The 17,551-nt window shown below is 35.8% G+C and carries 14 protein-coding genes, 1 tRNA gene and 1 pseudogene; 10 read left to right on the forward strand and 6 right to left on the reverse strand.

Annotated features, from left to right (window positions below; translation table 11 throughout):
* Nucleotides 1–30 precede the first annotated feature (30 nt).
* Both bamC and hpf read left to right on the forward strand, forming a co-directional pair.
* Complete coding sequence (bamC, locus tag DV356_RS05760) at nucleotides 31–660, forward strand: outer membrane protein assembly factor BamC (protein ID WP_038439193.1); 630 nt, start codon at nucleotides 31–33, stop codon at nucleotides 658–660.
* 189 nt (nucleotides 661–849) lie between these two features.
* Nucleotides 850–1,173 (forward strand): ribosome hibernation-promoting factor, HPF/YfiA family, encoded by a 324-nt coding sequence (hpf, locus tag DV356_RS05765; protein WP_005653397.1) that lies wholly within the window; start codon nucleotides 850–852, stop codon nucleotides 1,171–1,173.
* Nucleotides 1,174–1,335: 162 nt separating this feature from the next.
* Here the strand turns inward: hpf and DV356_RS05770 are convergent.
* The 4 genes from DV356_RS05770 to DV356_RS05785 all read right to left on the reverse strand — a co-directional run bounded on the left by DV356_RS05770 (nucleotide 1,336) and on the right by DV356_RS05785 (nucleotide 4,031).
* A tRNA-Ser gene (locus tag DV356_RS05770) sits at nucleotides 1,336–1,425 on the reverse strand.
* A 182-nt stretch (nucleotides 1,426–1,607) separates the two neighbouring features.
* Nucleotides 1,608–2,504: a glycosyltransferase family 8 protein gene (locus tag DV356_RS05775; RefSeq protein WP_042593467.1), complete on the reverse strand. Its 897-nt coding sequence runs from the start codon at nucleotides 2,502–2,504 to the stop codon at nucleotides 1,608–1,610.
* Nucleotides 2,505–2,706: 202 nt separating this feature from the next.
* Nucleotides 2,707–3,294: an RdgB/HAM1 family non-canonical purine NTP pyrophosphatase gene (gene rdgB / locus DV356_RS05780; protein WP_042603012.1), complete on the reverse strand. Its 588-nt coding sequence runs from the start codon at nucleotides 3,292–3,294 to the stop codon at nucleotides 2,707–2,709.
* A gap of 11 nt (nucleotides 3,295–3,305) precedes the next feature.
* Nucleotides 3,306–4,031: a 3-deoxy-D-manno-octulosonic acid kinase gene (locus DV356_RS05785; protein WP_075985504.1), complete on the reverse strand. Its 726-nt coding sequence runs from the start codon at nucleotides 4,029–4,031 to the stop codon at nucleotides 3,306–3,308.
* A gap of 76 nt (nucleotides 4,032–4,107) precedes the next feature.
* Between DV356_RS05785 and DV356_RS05790 the strand changes: the two genes are divergently transcribed.
* From DV356_RS05790 to DV356_RS05805, 4 genes are all read left to right on the forward strand, one after another.
* A complete protein-coding gene (locus DV356_RS05790) occupies nucleotides 4,108–5,151 on the forward strand; it encodes a glycosyltransferase family 9 protein (protein ID WP_075985505.1) in 1,044 nt (347 codons plus the stop codon).
* A 322-nt stretch (nucleotides 5,152–5,473) separates the two neighbouring features.
* Nucleotides 5,474–7,654: a heme/hemopexin-binding protein HxuC gene (gene hxuC / locus DV356_RS05795; RefSeq protein WP_118806655.1), complete on the forward strand. Its 2,181-nt coding sequence runs from the start codon at nucleotides 5,474–5,476 to the stop codon at nucleotides 7,652–7,654.
* A gap of 75 nt (nucleotides 7,655–7,729) precedes the next feature.
* The gene (gene hxuB / locus DV356_RS05800; RefSeq protein WP_118806656.1) at nucleotides 7,730–9,427 is read left to right on the forward strand and encodes a heme/hemopexin-binding protein HxuB; all 1,698 of its coding nucleotides are present in this window, start codon (nucleotides 7,730–7,732) and stop codon (nucleotides 9,425–9,427) included.
* Between the two features lie 11 nt (nucleotides 9,428–9,438).
* Nucleotides 9,439–12,207 carry a filamentous hemagglutinin N-terminal domain-containing protein gene (locus DV356_RS05805; protein WP_118806657.1) on the forward strand — a complete coding sequence of 923 codons (2,769 nt, stop codon included), beginning with the start codon at nucleotides 9,439–9,441 and terminating at the stop codon, nucleotides 12,205–12,207.
* Between the two features lie 95 nt (nucleotides 12,208–12,302).
* On the opposite strand, the gene folB is transcribed toward DV356_RS05805, so the two are convergent.
* Entirely contained in the window at nucleotides 12,303–12,659 is a 357-nt protein-coding gene (folB, locus tag DV356_RS05810) for a dihydroneopterin aldolase (RefSeq protein ID WP_005668190.1), read from the reverse strand.
* 82 nt (nucleotides 12,660–12,741) lie between these two features.
* Between folB and plsY the strand changes: the two genes are divergently transcribed.
* The 4 genes from plsY to rpoH all read left to right on the forward strand — a co-directional run bounded on the left by plsY (nucleotide 12,742) and on the right by rpoH (nucleotide 17,092).
* Complete coding sequence (gene plsY / locus DV356_RS05815) at nucleotides 12,742–13,341, forward strand: glycerol-3-phosphate 1-O-acyltransferase PlsY (protein ID WP_005656208.1); 600 nt, start codon at nucleotides 12,742–12,744, stop codon at nucleotides 13,339–13,341.
* Between the two features lie 41 nt (nucleotides 13,342–13,382).
* The gene (gene narQ, locus DV356_RS05820) at nucleotides 13,383–15,086 is read left to right on the forward strand and encodes a nitrate/nitrite two-component system sensor histidine kinase NarQ (protein ID WP_118806658.1); all 1,704 of its coding nucleotides are present in this window, start codon (nucleotides 13,383–13,385) and stop codon (nucleotides 15,084–15,086) included.
* Between the two features lie 9 nt (nucleotides 15,087–15,095).
* Nucleotides 15,096–16,121, forward strand: coding sequence for a UDP-N-acetylmuramate dehydrogenase (murB, locus tag DV356_RS05825; RefSeq protein ID WP_118806659.1), 1,026 nt, complete (start codon nucleotides 15,096–15,098; stop codon nucleotides 16,119–16,121).
* 125 nt (nucleotides 16,122–16,246) lie between these two features.
* Nucleotides 16,247–17,092, forward strand: a complete 846-nt coding sequence (gene rpoH / locus DV356_RS05830; RefSeq protein ID WP_005653377.1) for an RNA polymerase sigma factor RpoH — start codon at nucleotides 16,247–16,249, stop codon at nucleotides 17,090–17,092.
* Nucleotides 17,093–17,131: 39 nt separating this feature from the next.
* On the opposite strand, the pseudogene DV356_RS05835 reads toward rpoH, so the two are convergent.
* Nucleotides 17,132–17,538 (reverse strand): annotated as a pseudogene (locus DV356_RS05835) (tRNA-dihydrouridine synthase).
* Between the last annotated feature and the right edge of the window lie 13 nt (nucleotides 17,539–17,551).

Here is a 17,551-nt window from a genome sequence, read left to right on the forward strand (position 1 = left end):
TCAAATTTTCAATTTAGTTAAGGTTAATATATGAAAAAAATAATATTGAATTTAGTAACGGCTATTATTCTAGCTGGTTGTTCGTCTAATCCTGAAACCTTAAAAGCAACCAACGACTCATTTCAAAAATCTGAGACGAGCATTCCCCATTTTTCCCCTTTGGCTACTGGAGGTGTACAGTTACCAAAAGCTGATGATGCCTATTCATTACCTAATATTGAAGTGAAAAAAGGGGAAGATATTGATATTCGCCCACCATTAATCCCTCTCGCTATTATTCAAAATTCGATAACAAAATTTGATGGCGAACGTTCGTTGATTGTCTATCCAAAACAACAGGCAAAACTATATAATCTTCAGCAAGTTAAGCGTTTGTTGAAAGATGAGGGTATTTCATCAACAACAGATGGTTCGATTTTAACAACTGATTGGGCAAAAACAGAACGAATTGGCGATAAATCTATAGAAATAAAATATCAAATAGAACAAGTTATGACAGCTGATGTAAGTGCGCTTACCGTATCTATTTTACATATGCGCCGAGATGGTATTATTTTTACACCAAATGTATCAGATAAACAATATTATACTTCGGAACGTTTAAATCGCATTGTTTTAACACTCACTACCGCGTATAACAAACAATTACAGGATTTATAAAGTACTTTAATTCAATAGGGGGCGTCATATAATAATTTCTCTAAAATAATAAATGTTTAAAAATGAGACATAGATCATCCTTTTGAAAATTACTCTGATATTTATCTTTAAAGCACTTGAAAATCTAAAATAAGAACACTATTTTGTTATTAACTAGAATTTAAATCACGCAACAAAGAGGTAAATGCTATGACACTTAATATTACCAGTAAACAAATGGATATCACTCCTGCAATTCGTGAACACTTGGAGGAAAGACTTGCGAAGTTAGGTAAGTGGCAAACGCAGTTAATTAGCCCACATTTTGTTTTAAACAAAGTACCTAATGGATTTAGTGTCGAAGCCTCTATTGGCACACCCTTAGGCAATTTATTAGCCAGTGCAACTTCAGATGATATGTATAAAGCAATTAATGAAGTGGAAGAAAAATTAGAACGTCAGCTTAATAAACTTCAACATAAAAGTGAATCTCGCCGAGCTGATGAACGTTTAAAAGATTCTTTTGAAAACTAAATACTGTAAAAGATAAAATCTAATCTGGCAGTCTTATTGTAAAATAATATGTCTGTCAGATTAATTTTTTCTTAAATTGGTTTTAATAGAAATAAAGACTAATGAAAGATACAGATTGTATTTATATTTTTTAACGAGATAGATATTATTTGACGGGATTAATGGCGGTGAGAAAGGGATTTGAACCCTTGATGCAGTTTCCCACATACACGCTTTCCAGGCGTGCTCCTTCAACCACTCGGACATCTCACCGTAAAAGGTTCGCAAACTATAAAGATTTACTCTGGTTTAGTCAAGTTTTTTACTCTAAAAAATAAAAATCTTTAAAAGATTAGTTAAAAAATAGGCAATAAAAGCTATTGAGCTAATTCAGAGTTAGAAGATACTAATAATTTAGTAAGATGTAACCTTGATAATTATTAAAACAGTTGATTTTAATAGATACCATATATTAATTTATCTCTTATTCTCTTTCTTAATCTTTTTATTTTAATTAAAAAAGGGATTTTCTCAAAATGATCATACCAAGATGATGGTATATCAATAATTTTATCCATTTCTTTTAAAAGTAAATTTCCTATATGACAATTTAAGTGACTGCATTTTTTGTGCCAAAATTTATTTGGACCACAATAATGAGAAATAACTATTGGCATTTTTACGCATAATAAATTTTTCTTTTTAATCAAATCTCGATCCGTTGGTGTAAAATTAAATCTATTATTAATAAATTTTACTTTTCCTTTACAGATACCATTTAGAATATCTTGATCTTGGTATTTCATAACATTATTGTATTTATTCATCCAATTTATTGATTTTTGGAAAATATTTTCTTCTTTCCATTTATTTAAATTAATTAATAATATGCCCGCATTAAAATAAAAATCTCCTTCTAAACCAATTGTTTTTTTATAAGCTTCATTTTTTACATCAATAAAAGTATCTCGACATGCTGCCAAATAATAGTTCGTTATATCTATATTCCAAAGTTCTTGAAGTGAAGAGTTTGTTAATGTGTCCACATCAATATAAATAGCTTTTTCTATATTCTTTATGTATTTAGTTAAATTTAGTCTAGCGTAAGTAGCTAAAGATATATAATCTATTGTTTTTGGAAAGTTTTGAAAATCTGACTCACAAACTGGCAAGAAAAATACTTTACAAGAATATTCGCTTGCTAAATTATTTATTATGGTCTTATTTTCCTGATTTATTTTCATATCAAGAATATAAAAATTTATTTTTTTAGGTGTATTTTTAATAATGCTAAAAATACTTACAGCTAAATAAGGTGCATAATAGTTGTCAGACGAAAATATAATATTCATTGTCTGACTGACAGTCTGTCTGTCTGTCTGTCTGTCTGTCTGTCTGTCTGTCTGTCTGTCTGTCTGTCTGTCTGTCTGTCTGTCTGTCTGTCTGTCTGTCTGTCTGTCTGTCTGTCTGTCTGTCATGAAATTATCTCTGATTAACGTGTGAATTATTATTTTTAGGGTTATTTTTTTGATAGATTAAATAATTTTATTAACTTTATAATTTACTTTTTAAAACACTCAATGCCTTTGCTCGATGAGAAATTTTTTTCTTCTCAACCGTTTCTAATTCAGCAAATGTGCAACCTTGTTCTGGGCTAAAGAATAAACTGTCATAACCAAAGCCATTTTCGCCTTTTTCTTCAAAACCAATCACGCCACAACACTCGCCTTCGGAGATAATTGGCGATGGATCCGTTGGATGTTGTAAAAACACGATACAACTCACAAATTTGGCTTGGCGTTTATCTTGTGCAACATGAGCAAGCTCTGCCAATAATTTCTCACGGTTTTTAGCATCATTGCCCTCTTCACCAGCATAACGAGCAGAATACAGACCTGGTGCGCCATTAAGTGCGGAAACCACCAAGCCTGAATCATCCGCAATAGCAGGTAAACCTGATTTCTCTGAGGCATAACGTGCTTTTAATAACGCATTCTCAACGAAAGTTAAGCCTGTTTCTTCTGGGCTTTCAATGCCTAAATCTGTTTGCGCAATCACTTCAAAACCAAAATCAGATAGGACATCAGCCATTTCTTTTACTTTTCCTTTATTGCCTGTAGCAAGTACAATTTTTTGTTTCATAATTAGTCCTTTTATTGATGATAAGCTGCCGTTAAGTCAGCCCAGTTTTGCTCGGTAAATTGAATATTCATTCGTCCAACTTCTTTTTCGAAGGAACGTTTTAAACGGTTCAGGTTCTGCACTTTCCAAAAATCTCCAGATTTTTCGCCGCACTTATCAAAATCCAGTAACCAACATTTTTGCCCTTGTTCAGTTTGTTGAAGCAAAATATTATGTGCATTCAAGTCTGTATGGCAAATCTGTAAATCATGTAGTTTTCGAATCAAACGACCAATTTGCATCCAAGTTTCTTTTGGCAATGTTTGTGTTTGTAAAAGTGCGGTTAAATCCTGCGCGTTTTCGATTTTTTCCGTCAAAATATCCGCTTGATAGCAAATACCTAACTTGCCTTTTTGAATACGTGCAGCAATGGGTTTAGGCACAGGTAACCCCGCTTCATACAAACGTTGCAACAAATGAAACTCAGCAAAACTACGGGTAGTTTCAAGAGCAGAAAAACGATAACGATCTTTGTTCAGTTTACCCCAAAGTCCACCGCGATAATAATGACGCAACGCACAATTTACACCAAACCAATCTTCCGTTTGCAAGAAATAAGTGACGCCTCGACCTTTTGCACTTCCTATCACTCGTTCTTGTTTTTGCCAAAATTCCGCTTGGAAAAACTTGGTTGCTCGCTCAAAAGTGCGGTCAAAATTAAAGATAAAATATTGGTTATCTTGTTGGAATTGCTGCATTAGAACGTTGTTATGAATAGAAAATGGGGTCATTCTACTTTAAAATAGGCACAAATTAAATGATAAAGGAACGTCAATGCCATTTTTTACCGAAGCTCCAAAATCTCTTTGTATTCTCCGATTGTCTGCTGTAGGCGATGTTTGCCACGCCTTAGCGGTGGTTCAGCACATTCAAGAATATTATCCCCAAACAGAAATGACTTGGATTGTAGGCAAAACTGAAATGGGTTTGCTTTCGGGCATTCCTAATATCACGCTTATTCCTTACGATAAAAAAGCGGGATGGAAAGGCGTTTTATCACTCTGGAAACAATTAAAAAATAAGCAGTTTGATGCACTATTAAATATGCAAACAGCATTTCGTGCATCAATCCTTTCTTTAGGAATTAAAGCAAAATTCAAAATTGGATTTGGAGAAAAACGTTCTCGCGAAGGGCAATGGCTATTTGTAAATCGTCGTATTACAGATCCTTTTTCCCCTCACGTATTAGATGGATTTATGGCTTTTGCTGAATATATTGGTGTACCGAAATCAGAACCAAAATGGGAATTAGCTATCTCAGAAGATGATTATAAATTTGCCGATCAATTTATTGATTTCTCTCGTAAAAATTTATTGATTTCCCCTTGTTCTAGCAAAGCAGAAAAAGATTGGCTAATTGAACGTTATGCAGAAATTGCCAATATTGCCCATCAGCATAATATCAATGTGATTTTCTGCAGTTCGCCAGCGAAACGTGAATTAGAAATAGTCGAAAAAATTACCGCACTTTGCCATTTCACGCCAACCAATATTGCAGGAAAAACAAACCTAAAACAGCTTACTGCTTTAATTTCTAAGGTTGATCTGGTGCTTTCGCCAGATTCTGGTCCTGCCCATATTGCGACAACACAAGGAACACCCGTTATTGGCTTATATGCCTATCACAATCCTTTGCGGACTGCACCTTATAATAATTTAGATAACGTGGTATCAGTATATGAAAAAAATGCCCAAAAAGAATTTGGCAAACCATCTTCTGAACTACCTTGGGCAACCAAACTAAAAGGGAAAAATTTGATGGCAGAGATTCAAGTGGAACCCGTCATTGAACAAATGAAAAAATTGGGATTATTTTGAAAAAATAATCTGTATCTCAAAACTTAGATGGTTTTAATATAGCCAACTTGAAAGTTGTTTTTGGAAAGTAAGAACTTTATTTTTTTAAGTTAAAAATCAATAACTTGCTGTCAAAATAATTATATTTAGTCATAAAAATCTATACCTTAATCTCTCGCTTATTTAGTCCAATTTTTGCAGGTACAGATTGAAATCCAAAATTAGTTTGAATTTTACGCAATTAAATGCAAATGATTATAAATAAACCAATTGATTATTATTGTAATCATCGTTATTATCATCGCCATTCTCCTATTTTTAATTATTACAATAAGGAAAACAGATGCGATTTTCTAAACTTTCCCTTGCAATTACAACAACCTTAGTGACAGCAAATGCGCTAGCGCAATCCGTTGAATTAGACTCTATCAACGTTATTGCGACACGAGATCCAAGTAGGTTTGCTTATACGCCAGAAAAACAATCTAAAGATAGTCTTCTTTCTAAGCAAGCGACTAGTGTTGCAGATGCCTTAGAAGACATTCCCAATGTTGATGTTAGAGGCGGTTCGAGAAGCATTGCTCAAAAACCTAATATTCGAGGGTTAAGTGATAATCGTGTTGTGCAAGTTATTGATGGCGTAAGACAAAATTTTGATTTAGCACATAGAGGTTCTTATTTTCTTCCAATGTCACTCATCCAAGAAATTGAAGTAATCAAAGGACCAAGTAGCTCCTTATGGGGTAGCGGTGCATTGGGTGGTGTTGTGGCAATGCGTACGCCAAATGCTTTAGACTTATTGAAAAATAATGACAAATTCGGAGTTAAAATTCGCCAAGGTTATCAAACTGCTAATAATTTATCGGAAAAGGATGTTTCTGTATTTGCGGCAAATGACAAATTCGATGTTCTTATTAGTGGTTTCTATAATAATGCGGATAATTTACGCACTGGTAAAGGCAACAAGCTAAATAATACCGCCTATAAACAGTTTGGGGGCTTAGCAAAATTCGGTTGGCAAATTAATGATGCGAACCGCGTGGAATTATCCCACCGCGAAACTCGTTTTAAACAAACAGCACCAAGCAATAATGAGGTGGAAAACGAACTTACTAATGAACAAATTACAGATCAAATCAAAAAGTTCCACGGACAAAAAGACGATCTTCTTCTTCCTCCTACAACACAACCATCACCATCAGAAAGATCAGAGTTTTACTCTAAAGTGAAAACACGTTTAGGTAGTGTCAGTTATTTAACTGATCAACAAATTCCTGATCAAAGCACGGTATTTAACTATTATTTAACGCCAGATAATCCTTATCTAAATACGCATATCGCACTGTATAACAATAAAACTATTGAGAAAGAACAGCGTAAAGTCAGTGGTGTGAAAGATCAGACTAAATTGACTACCCGAGGTATAAATTTACGTAATTCTTCCGAATTATCTCACATTTCCTTTGTTTATGGGGTGGATTATATGCGAGATAAAATCCGTACCGAACGAGGCACAAACGGTAGCGATGCGAAGTTTCGAGCGGACCCCTATAATGCGAATTCAAACACTACAGGCGTTTATTTAATCGCCCATATTCCGCTATTTGGGGAAAAATTGCTAGTTTCGCCAAGTGTACGTTATGACCACTACGATACCTCAAGTAAAACCGTAAAATACAAGGATAATCATTTATCTCCTGCCACAAAATTAACTTGGATAGTGACCAATTGGTTAGATTTTACTGCCAAATATAATGAAGCTTTCCGAGCACCATCTATGCAAGAGCGATTTGTGAGTGGTGCTCACTTTGGGGCAAATACTCTAGGGCTAGATCACATCAATAGATTTGTAGCAAATCCAAATTTGCGCCCTGAAACAGCGAAAAATAAAGAAATTACCGCAAATCTACATTTTGATAGTCTGTTTAAACAAGGCGATAAATTCAAAATTGAAGCGACTTATTTCCGTAATGATGTGAAAGATTTTATTAACTTAAAAATATTTAATGATGCAAAGACAAGTGCAAGTGCAAGTGCAGGTGCAAATCCAAATACAAATGGAGCATTGTTGCCAAAAAATTCCCAGTATCAAAACATAACTAATGCCCGTTTAAGCGGTATTGAATTGCAAGCTCAATACCAAACAGAACGTTTAACGCTATTTACTAACTATGGCAGCACCAAAGGTAAAGATAAAGATAGTGGCGAAGCTTTATCAAACATTGCCGCAAGCAAAATCGGCGTAGGGGTAAATTATGCTTTAGTAAAAGACAAATTCACGGTGGGAGCGACAGTAACCCATTACGCTGCTCAACGCCGAGTGCCTAAAGATCATAGTGTTACCTACCCAAGTTATATACTGACCGATCTTCGTGCTACCTATGCACCATTAAAAGGCGAATGGAAAAACCTGCGTTTAGATTTTGCACTGGAAAACTTGTTTGATAGAAAATATCAACCCGCGTTTAGTTTAATGGAAGGCACTGGTCGTAATGCGAAAATTAGTGCAGTTTATAGCTTCTAAATTTACTTTGGAAAAACGCCCTAAAGCTGTTTTCCCTCAATTTTTGTAATTTTATCAATTAATAGGACATAAGGAATGAAAATGAGACCTCGTTATTCGGTTATTGCAAGTGCGGTCAGTTTAGGCTTTGTTTTGAGTAAATCAGTGATGGCATTAGATCGGCCAGATACTGGATCATTGAACCGTGAACTAGAACAACGTCAAATTCAATCAGAAGCCAAACCTAGTGGCGAATTATTTAATCAAACGGCAAATTCGCCTTATACTGCACAGTATAAACAAGGACTGAAATTTCCACTTAAGCAAGTACAGATTTTAGATCGAAACAATCAAGAAGTCGTCACAGACGAGCTTGCACATATTTTAAAAAATTATGTAGGAAAAGAGGTATCGCTGTCAGATTTAAGTAATTTAGCAAATGAGATCAGCGAATTTTATCGCAATAATAATTATTTAGTGGCAAAAGCAATTTTACCACCGCAGGAAATTGAGCAAGGTACGGTAAAAATTTTGTTACTCAAAGGTAATGTAGGCGAAATACGCTTGCAAAATCACAGTGCATTAAGCAATAAATTTGTATCCCGTCTCTCTAATACAACAGTGAATACGTCCGAATTTATTTTGAAAGATGAGTTAGAAAAATTTGCTTTAACAATAAACGATGTTCCAGGGGTAAATGCTGGTTTGCAACTCTCCGCAGGCAAAAAAGTCGGCGAAGCGAATTTACTGATTAAGATTAACGATGCAAAACGTTTTTCTGGTTATGTTTCAGTAGATAACCAAGGTAACAAGTATACGGGGCGTTACCGTTTGGCTGCTGGGACAAAGGTAAATAATTTGACTGGCTGGGGCGATGAATTGAAATTGGATTTACTGAGTTCTAATCAGGCTAATTTAAAAAATGCTCGTATAGATTATTCCTCTTTAATTGATGGTTATTCTACGCGTTTTGGTGTAACTGCTAACTATCTCCACTACAAATTAGGTGGTAATTTTAAATCATTACAATCTCAAGGGCATTCCCATACCTTAGGGGCTTATTTGTTGCACCCAACAATCCGTACACCAAATTTTCGTTTAAGTACTAAAGTGAGCTTTAATCATCAAAACCTTACGGATAAACAACAGGCGGTTTATGCGAAACAAAAACGGAAAATAAATAGTTTAACTGCAGGGATTGACGGTTCTTGGAATCTTATTAAAGATGGGACAACTTATTTTTCATTATCTACCTTGTTCGGTAATTTAGCGAATCAAACTAGTGAAAAACAACATAATGCAGTAGAGAATTTTCAACCACAATCGCATTTTACGGTATATAACTACCGCTTGTCTCACGAGCAAATTTTACCAAAATCTTTTGCTTTCAATATTGGTATAAACGGTCAGTTTGCCGATAAAACCCTTGAAAGCTCACAGAAAATGTTGCTTGGTGGTTTGTCTGGAGTACGTGGACATCAAGCTGGTGCGGCTTCTGTGGATGAAGGGCATTTGATACAAACAGAATTCAAACATTATTTACCAGTCTTTTCCCAAAGTGTGCTAGTTAGTTCATTGTTCTATGACTATGGTTTCGGGAAATATTATAAAAATAGCCAATCTCTCGCAAAAGACGTGAAAAATAACGTGAAATTACAAAGCGTTGGTGCAGGACTTTCTTTTTCAGATGCTGGCAGCTATGCCATCAACGTCAGTGTCGCCAAACCGCTTGATAACAATATTGATAATGCCGATAAACACCAATTGTGGCTTTCTATGATTAAAACTTTCTAAGGAGGTATGCTATGTATAAATTAAATGTAATTTCTCTTATCATTTTGACCACTTACACTGGTGCGGCATATGCCTCTACACAGGGTTTGCCACAAGAGGATAAAGTAGTTGTTGGGCAGGCAACTTTTGATAAAACTATTGCAGATAAAATGACGATTAATCAAACGTCCGATAAAGTTCAAATAAACTGGCATAGTTTTGACATCGGTCAAAATAAAGAAGTGGAATTTAAACAGCCTAGCGAACATGCTGTGGCATATAACCGTGTAATTGGCGGCAATGCTAGTCAAATCCAAGGGAAATTGAAGGCAAACGGTAAAGTTTATTTAGCAAACCCTAATGGGGTTATTATTACCAAAGAGGCAGAAATTAATGTAGCTGGTTTATTTGCAACAACCAAAGATTTAGAGCAAATCAGTGAAAAGGGCAATAGCAATAGCTATCAATTTACCCGTAAAACAAAAGATGGTCAGGTGCCAAAAGAAGGTCAGGTGGTAACAGAAGGTCAAGTTATCAATAAAGGGAAAATTAAGGCGAAAGATTTCGTGGTACTTAATGGCGATGAAGTTATCAATGAAGGGGAAATTGACGCTACAAACAATGGCAAAGTATATTTATCCTCAGGCGATAATTTTACATTTACCTTATTACCAGATAGCGGTATAAGTGTGGCACTAGAAGATAATGCAGTACGGGGTATTGTTAAAAATGAAGGGATTATTAAAGCAGGGGACATTACGCTAAATGCAAAAGGGCGTAATCAAGCATTAGATAGCTTGGTTGTGAATAATGGTGTGTTAGAAGCAACTAAGGTTAGTAATAGAAACGGCAAGGTTGTGTTATCTGCTGGCAATGTTGAGTTGAATAATAAAAGTGATATTAAAGGGGAGATAGTTACTTTTGGGGCTGATGTTACCTCAAATAAGGAACTTAAAGACAATATAAAAATCACTTCTCAAACTGGCTCAAAAGTTACCTCGCCTAAAATCGACTTTAAAGGCAAAAGCGTTAATATCAATGGTAACTTTGGACGTGACGATGGTACAAAGCACTATAGCGATGAGCATAAAAGATTAAATACAGAAGTTAATATTGACGTGCCAGACAATGAAAATATTCGTATTGCGGAGAAAGAGAAAGAGAAAGAGAAAGAGAAAGATAAAACGGGTACGGGTTCATTTATACAAACAGATGCGTTAAGTTCATTACTAGCTAATAATGGAAAAGTGAATCTTAAAGGAAAGGACGTTAATATTTCAGGAAATATTAATATAAATTCCTTTAAAGGCTCAGATTCGCTATTAAAGCTAACTAACCAAGGTCATATTAATATCAATAATGCGGATATTAATTCAACAGGTCGTTTATTTTTTATAACCAGTTTGCAGAATGAGAAAGATTCTCAATCAGATATTACCATTACTGACAGCAAAATAAATCTTGGTAACGGAGCTATGGGATTGGGGCGTAGTATCAATAAAGACAACTGTGATCACCCAAGATGGTGTAGAACGGAAATCACACAACGCAAGAAGTTTGATGTTCATATGCGTAATGTAGTATTTGATCAGGTTGATGATGTGGTTGTAGCAGGTGGATTTAAAAAAGTTAATTTAGATCACATCGTTGCCACAGGACAAACGAATTTTTACATTGATGGGGGGGTATCCCGTAATAATTCAAGATATGAATACGGTGTGTTAGATTTAGACAAACGTACGCAGTTATCGGAGTTAGATCAACGCAAACGCCGTTGGAAATATTACAATGATTTAGATTTAGATATGAATAAAGCCTATTGGCATCGTTTTGATATGTTTGCCACTAAAAATACAGGGCGAACAGCTATTAAAGATACAGAAATTAATATTTCTAACAGTAATATTAATCTGAAAAATGGATTTGTACATTTACTGGCAGAAAAAATTAACTTAGATAAGAGCAAGATTGATATTACTTTTGATAAAGATAATTCAGAAGATATTTCAACTCAAATTAACCGTTTAGGAATGAATGGTAAAGTCTCAATGGTAAACTCACATATTAAAATCGTGGGCGATGAGAAAAGCGATATATCTGCAAAAGCACCTTATGCTACGATGTTTTTAATCGGGGAATTAATAGGGGAAAAAAGTTCTATTTTTGTGAAATCTCATCAGGGTTACACCTTTAGAACTGATGGCGATACAAAAATTGCAGGTAAATACAGTAAAGATGACTTGAAAATTACCGCAATTAACACTGGAGGAAGAACTGGGAAAGAAGTGATCATTAATGGTGCGCCTGGCTCAATTGATAATGATGCGAATATTGCCAATATGGCATTTACTATTGGTGATAACGCAAATACCAAAACAACCATTGAAAATGCTGACATCACTGCCTTAGCACCAAACGGTGGGACAGCTTATTTAAGCTCCAAAGGGGTAGAAATTGAGGTAAAATCAAATTCAAATTTCACATTCTTTGAACTTCCTCGTGAGAAAAACTTTAATCAAACAAAAATTAAAGGCGATTCTACCAAACTCAGTGAACGTAGTTTTGCTAGACTTTATGACAAAATTAACGGTGTGCGAGCCAGCAACTTGTCTGCTGAGCAATTGAATGTTACGGACTCAAGCGAAAAAATCATTAATACAAAGTTAGTGAGTAGCTTAGATGTTGAAAAACTTGTTTCTGTTGCAGTTTGTGATGCAGGTAACGGTTGCGAAGAACAACAATTCGGCGATAAAGGTAATAATACTAAAGTGAGTGTTGGAGAGTTAGAAACTGAACAATAACTATTCAGAACACAAGGTAAAAGCATAAAGCCAATCTGACAGACATCAATTAAATTGCATGCCTGTCAGATTTCTTAATAGCCACTATCGCTACATTATTTTAAACAACCACGAACAATCAATACGCCAACATTTCGAGCTTGCGCGACGGCTTTTGGTTTACTCAGTTTAATTTTTAATCCTTGAAGTTGATAACGTGACTCAAGCAAATCCGCCACTTCATAAGCCACTCGCTCAATCAGCAAGAAAGGTTTACTTTCCACATAATCAATAATCGCTTGGCTCACTTCAGCATAATTCAAACAATATACAACATCATCCGTTTCTGCCGCTTGTTTACAATCCCAAGCCATTTCTAAATCAAACACAAGTTTTTGTTTTATTTGCTGTTCCCAATCATATACACCGATTTGTGCAAAAACAGTCAATTCTTCAATAAAAATGCGATCCATAAGGTTTCCTCTAAAATTATTGTAGGCGTATGCTATCAATTTTGGGTAGAATAACGAACAGTTTTTCTTGCTGGAGTGCAAAATGAGCCTTTTCGCCCTTTTTTATATGCTTTTTGCCTATCTTTTAGGCTCAGTTTCCAGTGCGATTTTAATTTGTCGCATTGCAGGCTTGCCAGATCCACGTCAAAATGGTTCACACAACCCTGGGGCGACAAATGTGTTGCGCATTGGAAATCGTAAGTCTGCCTTGGCGGTGCTTATTTTTGATATGTTAAAAGGGATGATTCCTGTATGGGCAGGGTATTATTTAGGTCTTACTCAATTTGAATTAGGAATGGTCGCACTTGGTGCTTGTTTAGGGCATATTTTCCCAATTTTCTTTCAATTTAAAGGTGGCAAAGGTGTTGCAACTGCCTTTGGGGCAATCGCACCGATTTCTTGGGCTGTTGCAGGTTCAATGTTTGGTACGTGGATCTTTGTTTTTCTTGTTAGTGGCTATTCTTCATTAAGTGCGGTTATTTCTGCATTACTTGTGCCTTTTTATGTGTGGTGGTTTAAACCTGAATTTACTTTTCCTGTTGCACTGGTGTGTTGCCTATTAATTTATCGTCATCACGATAACATTCAACGCTTATGGCGTGGTCAAGAAGATAAAGTTTGGGCTAAATTTAAAAAGAAATAAAAATTTTACCGCACTTTTCTAAATTTCCACTGGAGTTTCCTGTGTATACTAAAGGTTCCGTTTCCACCCGTATTGCGAAATATTTATTTATCATTCTTATCGTTGCTGGTGTGATTAGTTCTCTGAGTTTGGCAATTATGAGCAGTAATAAATATGATGCCGAAGCCATTAATATTTCAGGTTCTTTGCGTATGCAAAGTTATCGCTTACTTTATGAAATGCAAGAACAACCAGAAAGCGTGGAAACGAACTTACGCCGTTATCATATAAGCCTTCATTCATCTGCTTTACTAGAAGTTCAAAATCAATTTTTCACACCGAATGTATTAAAACATTCCTATCAAAACATTTTGCAACGTTGGACGAACATGGAAAAATATGCGCGCCAACAGGATGTAAAAAACTATAGTAAGCAGCTTACTAACTATGTGGCAGATGTTGATTATTTTGTGTTTGAACTACAACGTTTTAGTGAGCAAAAATGGATTTTAGGCGTTTCAGTATTAGGTTTTGCGATGTTGTTAATTTTGCTGATGGTGTCTTATGTGATTTGGTATACAAACCGAGAAGTTGTGAAACCTTTGCATTTAATGACAAAAGCCAGTATGCAAGTGCAAATGCGTCAATTCAATCATATTCCGCTTGACACAAGGAAACAAAACGAACTTGGCACACTGGCTCGCGTATTTACACAAATGTCCACAGAACTGGGACAGCTTTATTCCCGTTTAGAAGAAGCGGTAAACGAAAAAACGCAAAAGTTGCGTCAAACTAACCGCACTTTAAGCACTCTTTATCAAAGTGCTCAACTTCTGAATACAAACACAATTAACGATAAAATTTTAAATCAAGTTTTGAATTACATTTTTATTAGCGACCATTTGAACTTCGTTAAAGTGGAAGTGATGGGGGCTGAACATTGGGATATTACATTGGGTAAGCAAGATGCTAATAATGAACTACAAATCGAAACCCTTTCTGTGGATAACGAAGAATTAGGAGTACTGTCTTGGCAAGCAGGATTACCTTGTCCAGATCCCCGAATTATGCAAAATTTAGCGCAAATGCTTGCTCGTGCGCTTTATTTCCATAAAAATTTACGTCAGAAAGAACAGATTTTATTAATGGAAGAACGCTCAATTATTGCGCGAGAGTTGCACGATTCTTTGGCTCAAGTCTTATCATTTTTACAAATTCAACTTACTTTGCTCAAACATAACCTGAAGAAAGAAGACGAACAATCAAAAGAAAAGAGTTTGGCAATTATTGCCAATTTTGAACAAGCCCTTTCTGGTGGTTATGCACAGTTACGTGAGCTTTTAGCCACTTTCCGTTTAACTATACAAGAAGCGAATTTACAGCTTGCACTAAAACAAGTGATTGATTCATTACGCTCGCAAACAACAATGCAAATGAATGTGAATTGTCAATTACCCTCACAAAGTTTGAACCCTCAACAGCTGGTTCACGTTCTGCAAATTGTACGTGAAGCCACCACCAATGCGATCAAACATTCTCAAGGCACGGTAATTGAAATTAGCGCAAGAATTAATGCGGAAGGCGAGTATGAAATTTTAGTTGAAGATGATGGGGTTGGCATTCCAAATCTTGAGGAGCCTGAAGGGCATTACGGCTTGAATATTATGGCGGAACGTTGTCGTCAGCTTAATGCACAATTGCATATTCATCGCCGTGAACAAGGCGGCACACAAGTCAAAATTACCTTGCCAGATACATTATATTAGGACATCAAAATGCAAAATTTACAACCTTTTCACACTTTCCACATTCAGTCTAATGCTCGTGAAATTATTGAAGCACATAGTATCGAACAGCTACAACAAGTGTGGGCGCATTCTAAATCAGAAAATTTACCCACTCTTTTTTTAGGTCAAGGAAGTAATGTTCTATTTCTAGATGATTTTAATGGCATCGTGATCCTTAATCGTTTAATGGGGATTACGCACGAACAAGATGCAAATTTTCACTATCTTCACGTCAATGGCGGGGAAAATTGGCATAAATTGGTGGAGTGGTCTATTAATAATGGTATTTATGGCTTAGAAAATCTGGCTCTGATTCCCGGTTGTGCAGGCTCTGCCCCCATTCAAAATATCGGTGCTTATGGCGTTGAATTTAAAGATGTATGTGATTATGTGGAGGTACTTAATTTAAATACGAACGAAACCTTTAGACTCGACACAGAACAATGTGAATTTGGTTATCGTGAGAGTATTTTTAAACATCGTTATCAGCAAGGTTATGTGATTACAGCGGTTGGATTAAAGCTCACAAAAAATTGGCAGCCTATTCTAAAATATGGTTCGCTTGTAGAGTTCGATCCGAAAACGGTCACCGCTAAACAACTTTTTAATGAAGTCTGTCATATCCGTCAAAGTAAATTACCTGATCCCAATGAAGTGGGTAATGCAGGGAGTTTCTTTAAAAATCCCGTTGTCAGTTCAGAACATTTTGAAGAAATCAAAAAACATCACGAAAATCTACCGCACTTTCCACAGGCAGATGGCTCAGTGAAATTAGCGGCAGGCTGGCTGATTGATCAATGCAATCTTAAAGGTTTTCAAATTGGTGGGGCTGCGGTTCATAAAAAACAAGCATTAGTATTAATTAACAAAAGCGGGGCAACAGGACAAGACGTGGTCAAACTCGCTCATCACGTTCGCCAAACTGTTGTAGAAAAATTTGGTGTATATTTACAACCTGAAGTACGATTTATCAGTGCAACTGGCGAAGTAAATAGTGAGCAAATTATCACGTAATTTTATAATAATTGAACTTTCAATTGATAAAATCTGTCTTATTAACAAATTGGTTCAATAAGATAGCTTATTGTGCTATAACTAAGTACATTGATTGGCAAAAGCCAAAATAAAGAAGGGAAACGATGGATAAAGAAACACAAATGATGTTAGTTCCTCAAGGCAGTATCGAAGGTTATATTCGTGCAGCAAATGAATATCCGATGCTGACCGCAGAGGAAGAAAAGGAATTGGCAGAACGTTTGTATTATCACGAGGATTTAGATGCAGCGAAAAAACTCATTTTGTCGCATCTTCGTTTCGTGATCCACGTGGCGCGTGGCTATTCTGGCTATGGTTTGCCACAAGCTGACTTAATCCAAGAGGGCAATATCGGTTTAATGAAAGCAGTTAAACGTTTTAACCCTGAAGTTGGTGTACGCTTGGTGTCATTCGCTGTACATTGGATTAAAGCTGAGATCCACGAATATGTTCTTCGTAACTGGCGTATCGTAAAAGTCGCAACCACGAAAGCTCAACGTAAATTATTTTTCAACCTACGCAAAACTAAACAACGTTTAGGTTGGTTCAATGAAAATGAAGTTGATATGGTCGCAAATGAATTGGGTGTTTCCAAAGAAGATGTGATCGAAATGGAGTCTCGAATGAGCGGTGCGGATGTCGGTTTTGATTTACCTACTGATGATGCAGAAACAGAGACCTATTCTCCAGCCCTTTATTTGGAAGATAAAAGTTCTAATTTCGCAGCAGAGCTTGAAAATGAAAACTTTGAAAGCCAAGCAACCGAGCAATTAAGTGCGGCGCTACAAAGTCTAGATGCACGTAGTCAGGATATTATCAAAGCTCGTTGGTTAGATGATAACAAAGCTACATTGCACGATTTGGCAGCAAAATATAATGTCTCTGCGGAACGTATTCGTCAATTAGAAACTAATGCACTGAAAAAATTAAAAAGTGCGGTGAATTTTTAAATAATTTAGAAAAAGAAAACCTGCTGATTAGCAGGTTTTTTATTTCTCATTTAACCGTAATTTCAAATCTTCAGCAGTTTGGCAGGTCTTAATCTTATCAAACACTTTGTTCGCTTCATCATATTCCTTATTCAAATAACGTAACCATTGTTTAATTCGTGCCACATGGTAAAAACCGCTGTCATATTCATTTTCGACATTCGCATATTTTTGCAAGATTTTTTGAATCTCATACCAAGGCATTCTGGATTCTGCCCTAGCAACTGCACTCGCACAGGCGTACCAGAAGAAGTAAAGCCCTGATTTTTTAATTCAGGGCATAAACGATAAAATACTTTTTCAGAGAGAAGTTGATCAACTACGCGAACAAATTCTGTTATACATAAATCGTAGTCATTCACTTCGGTGAGAAGTTGGCGTACAAAGGGATCAAAAACCCCTTGCATAGGCGCAAGAATA

It is taken from the genome of Haemophilus influenzae (genome assembly GCF_003494325.1).
Lineage (GTDB): Bacteria > Pseudomonadota > Gammaproteobacteria > Enterobacterales > Pasteurellaceae > Haemophilus > Haemophilus influenzae_I.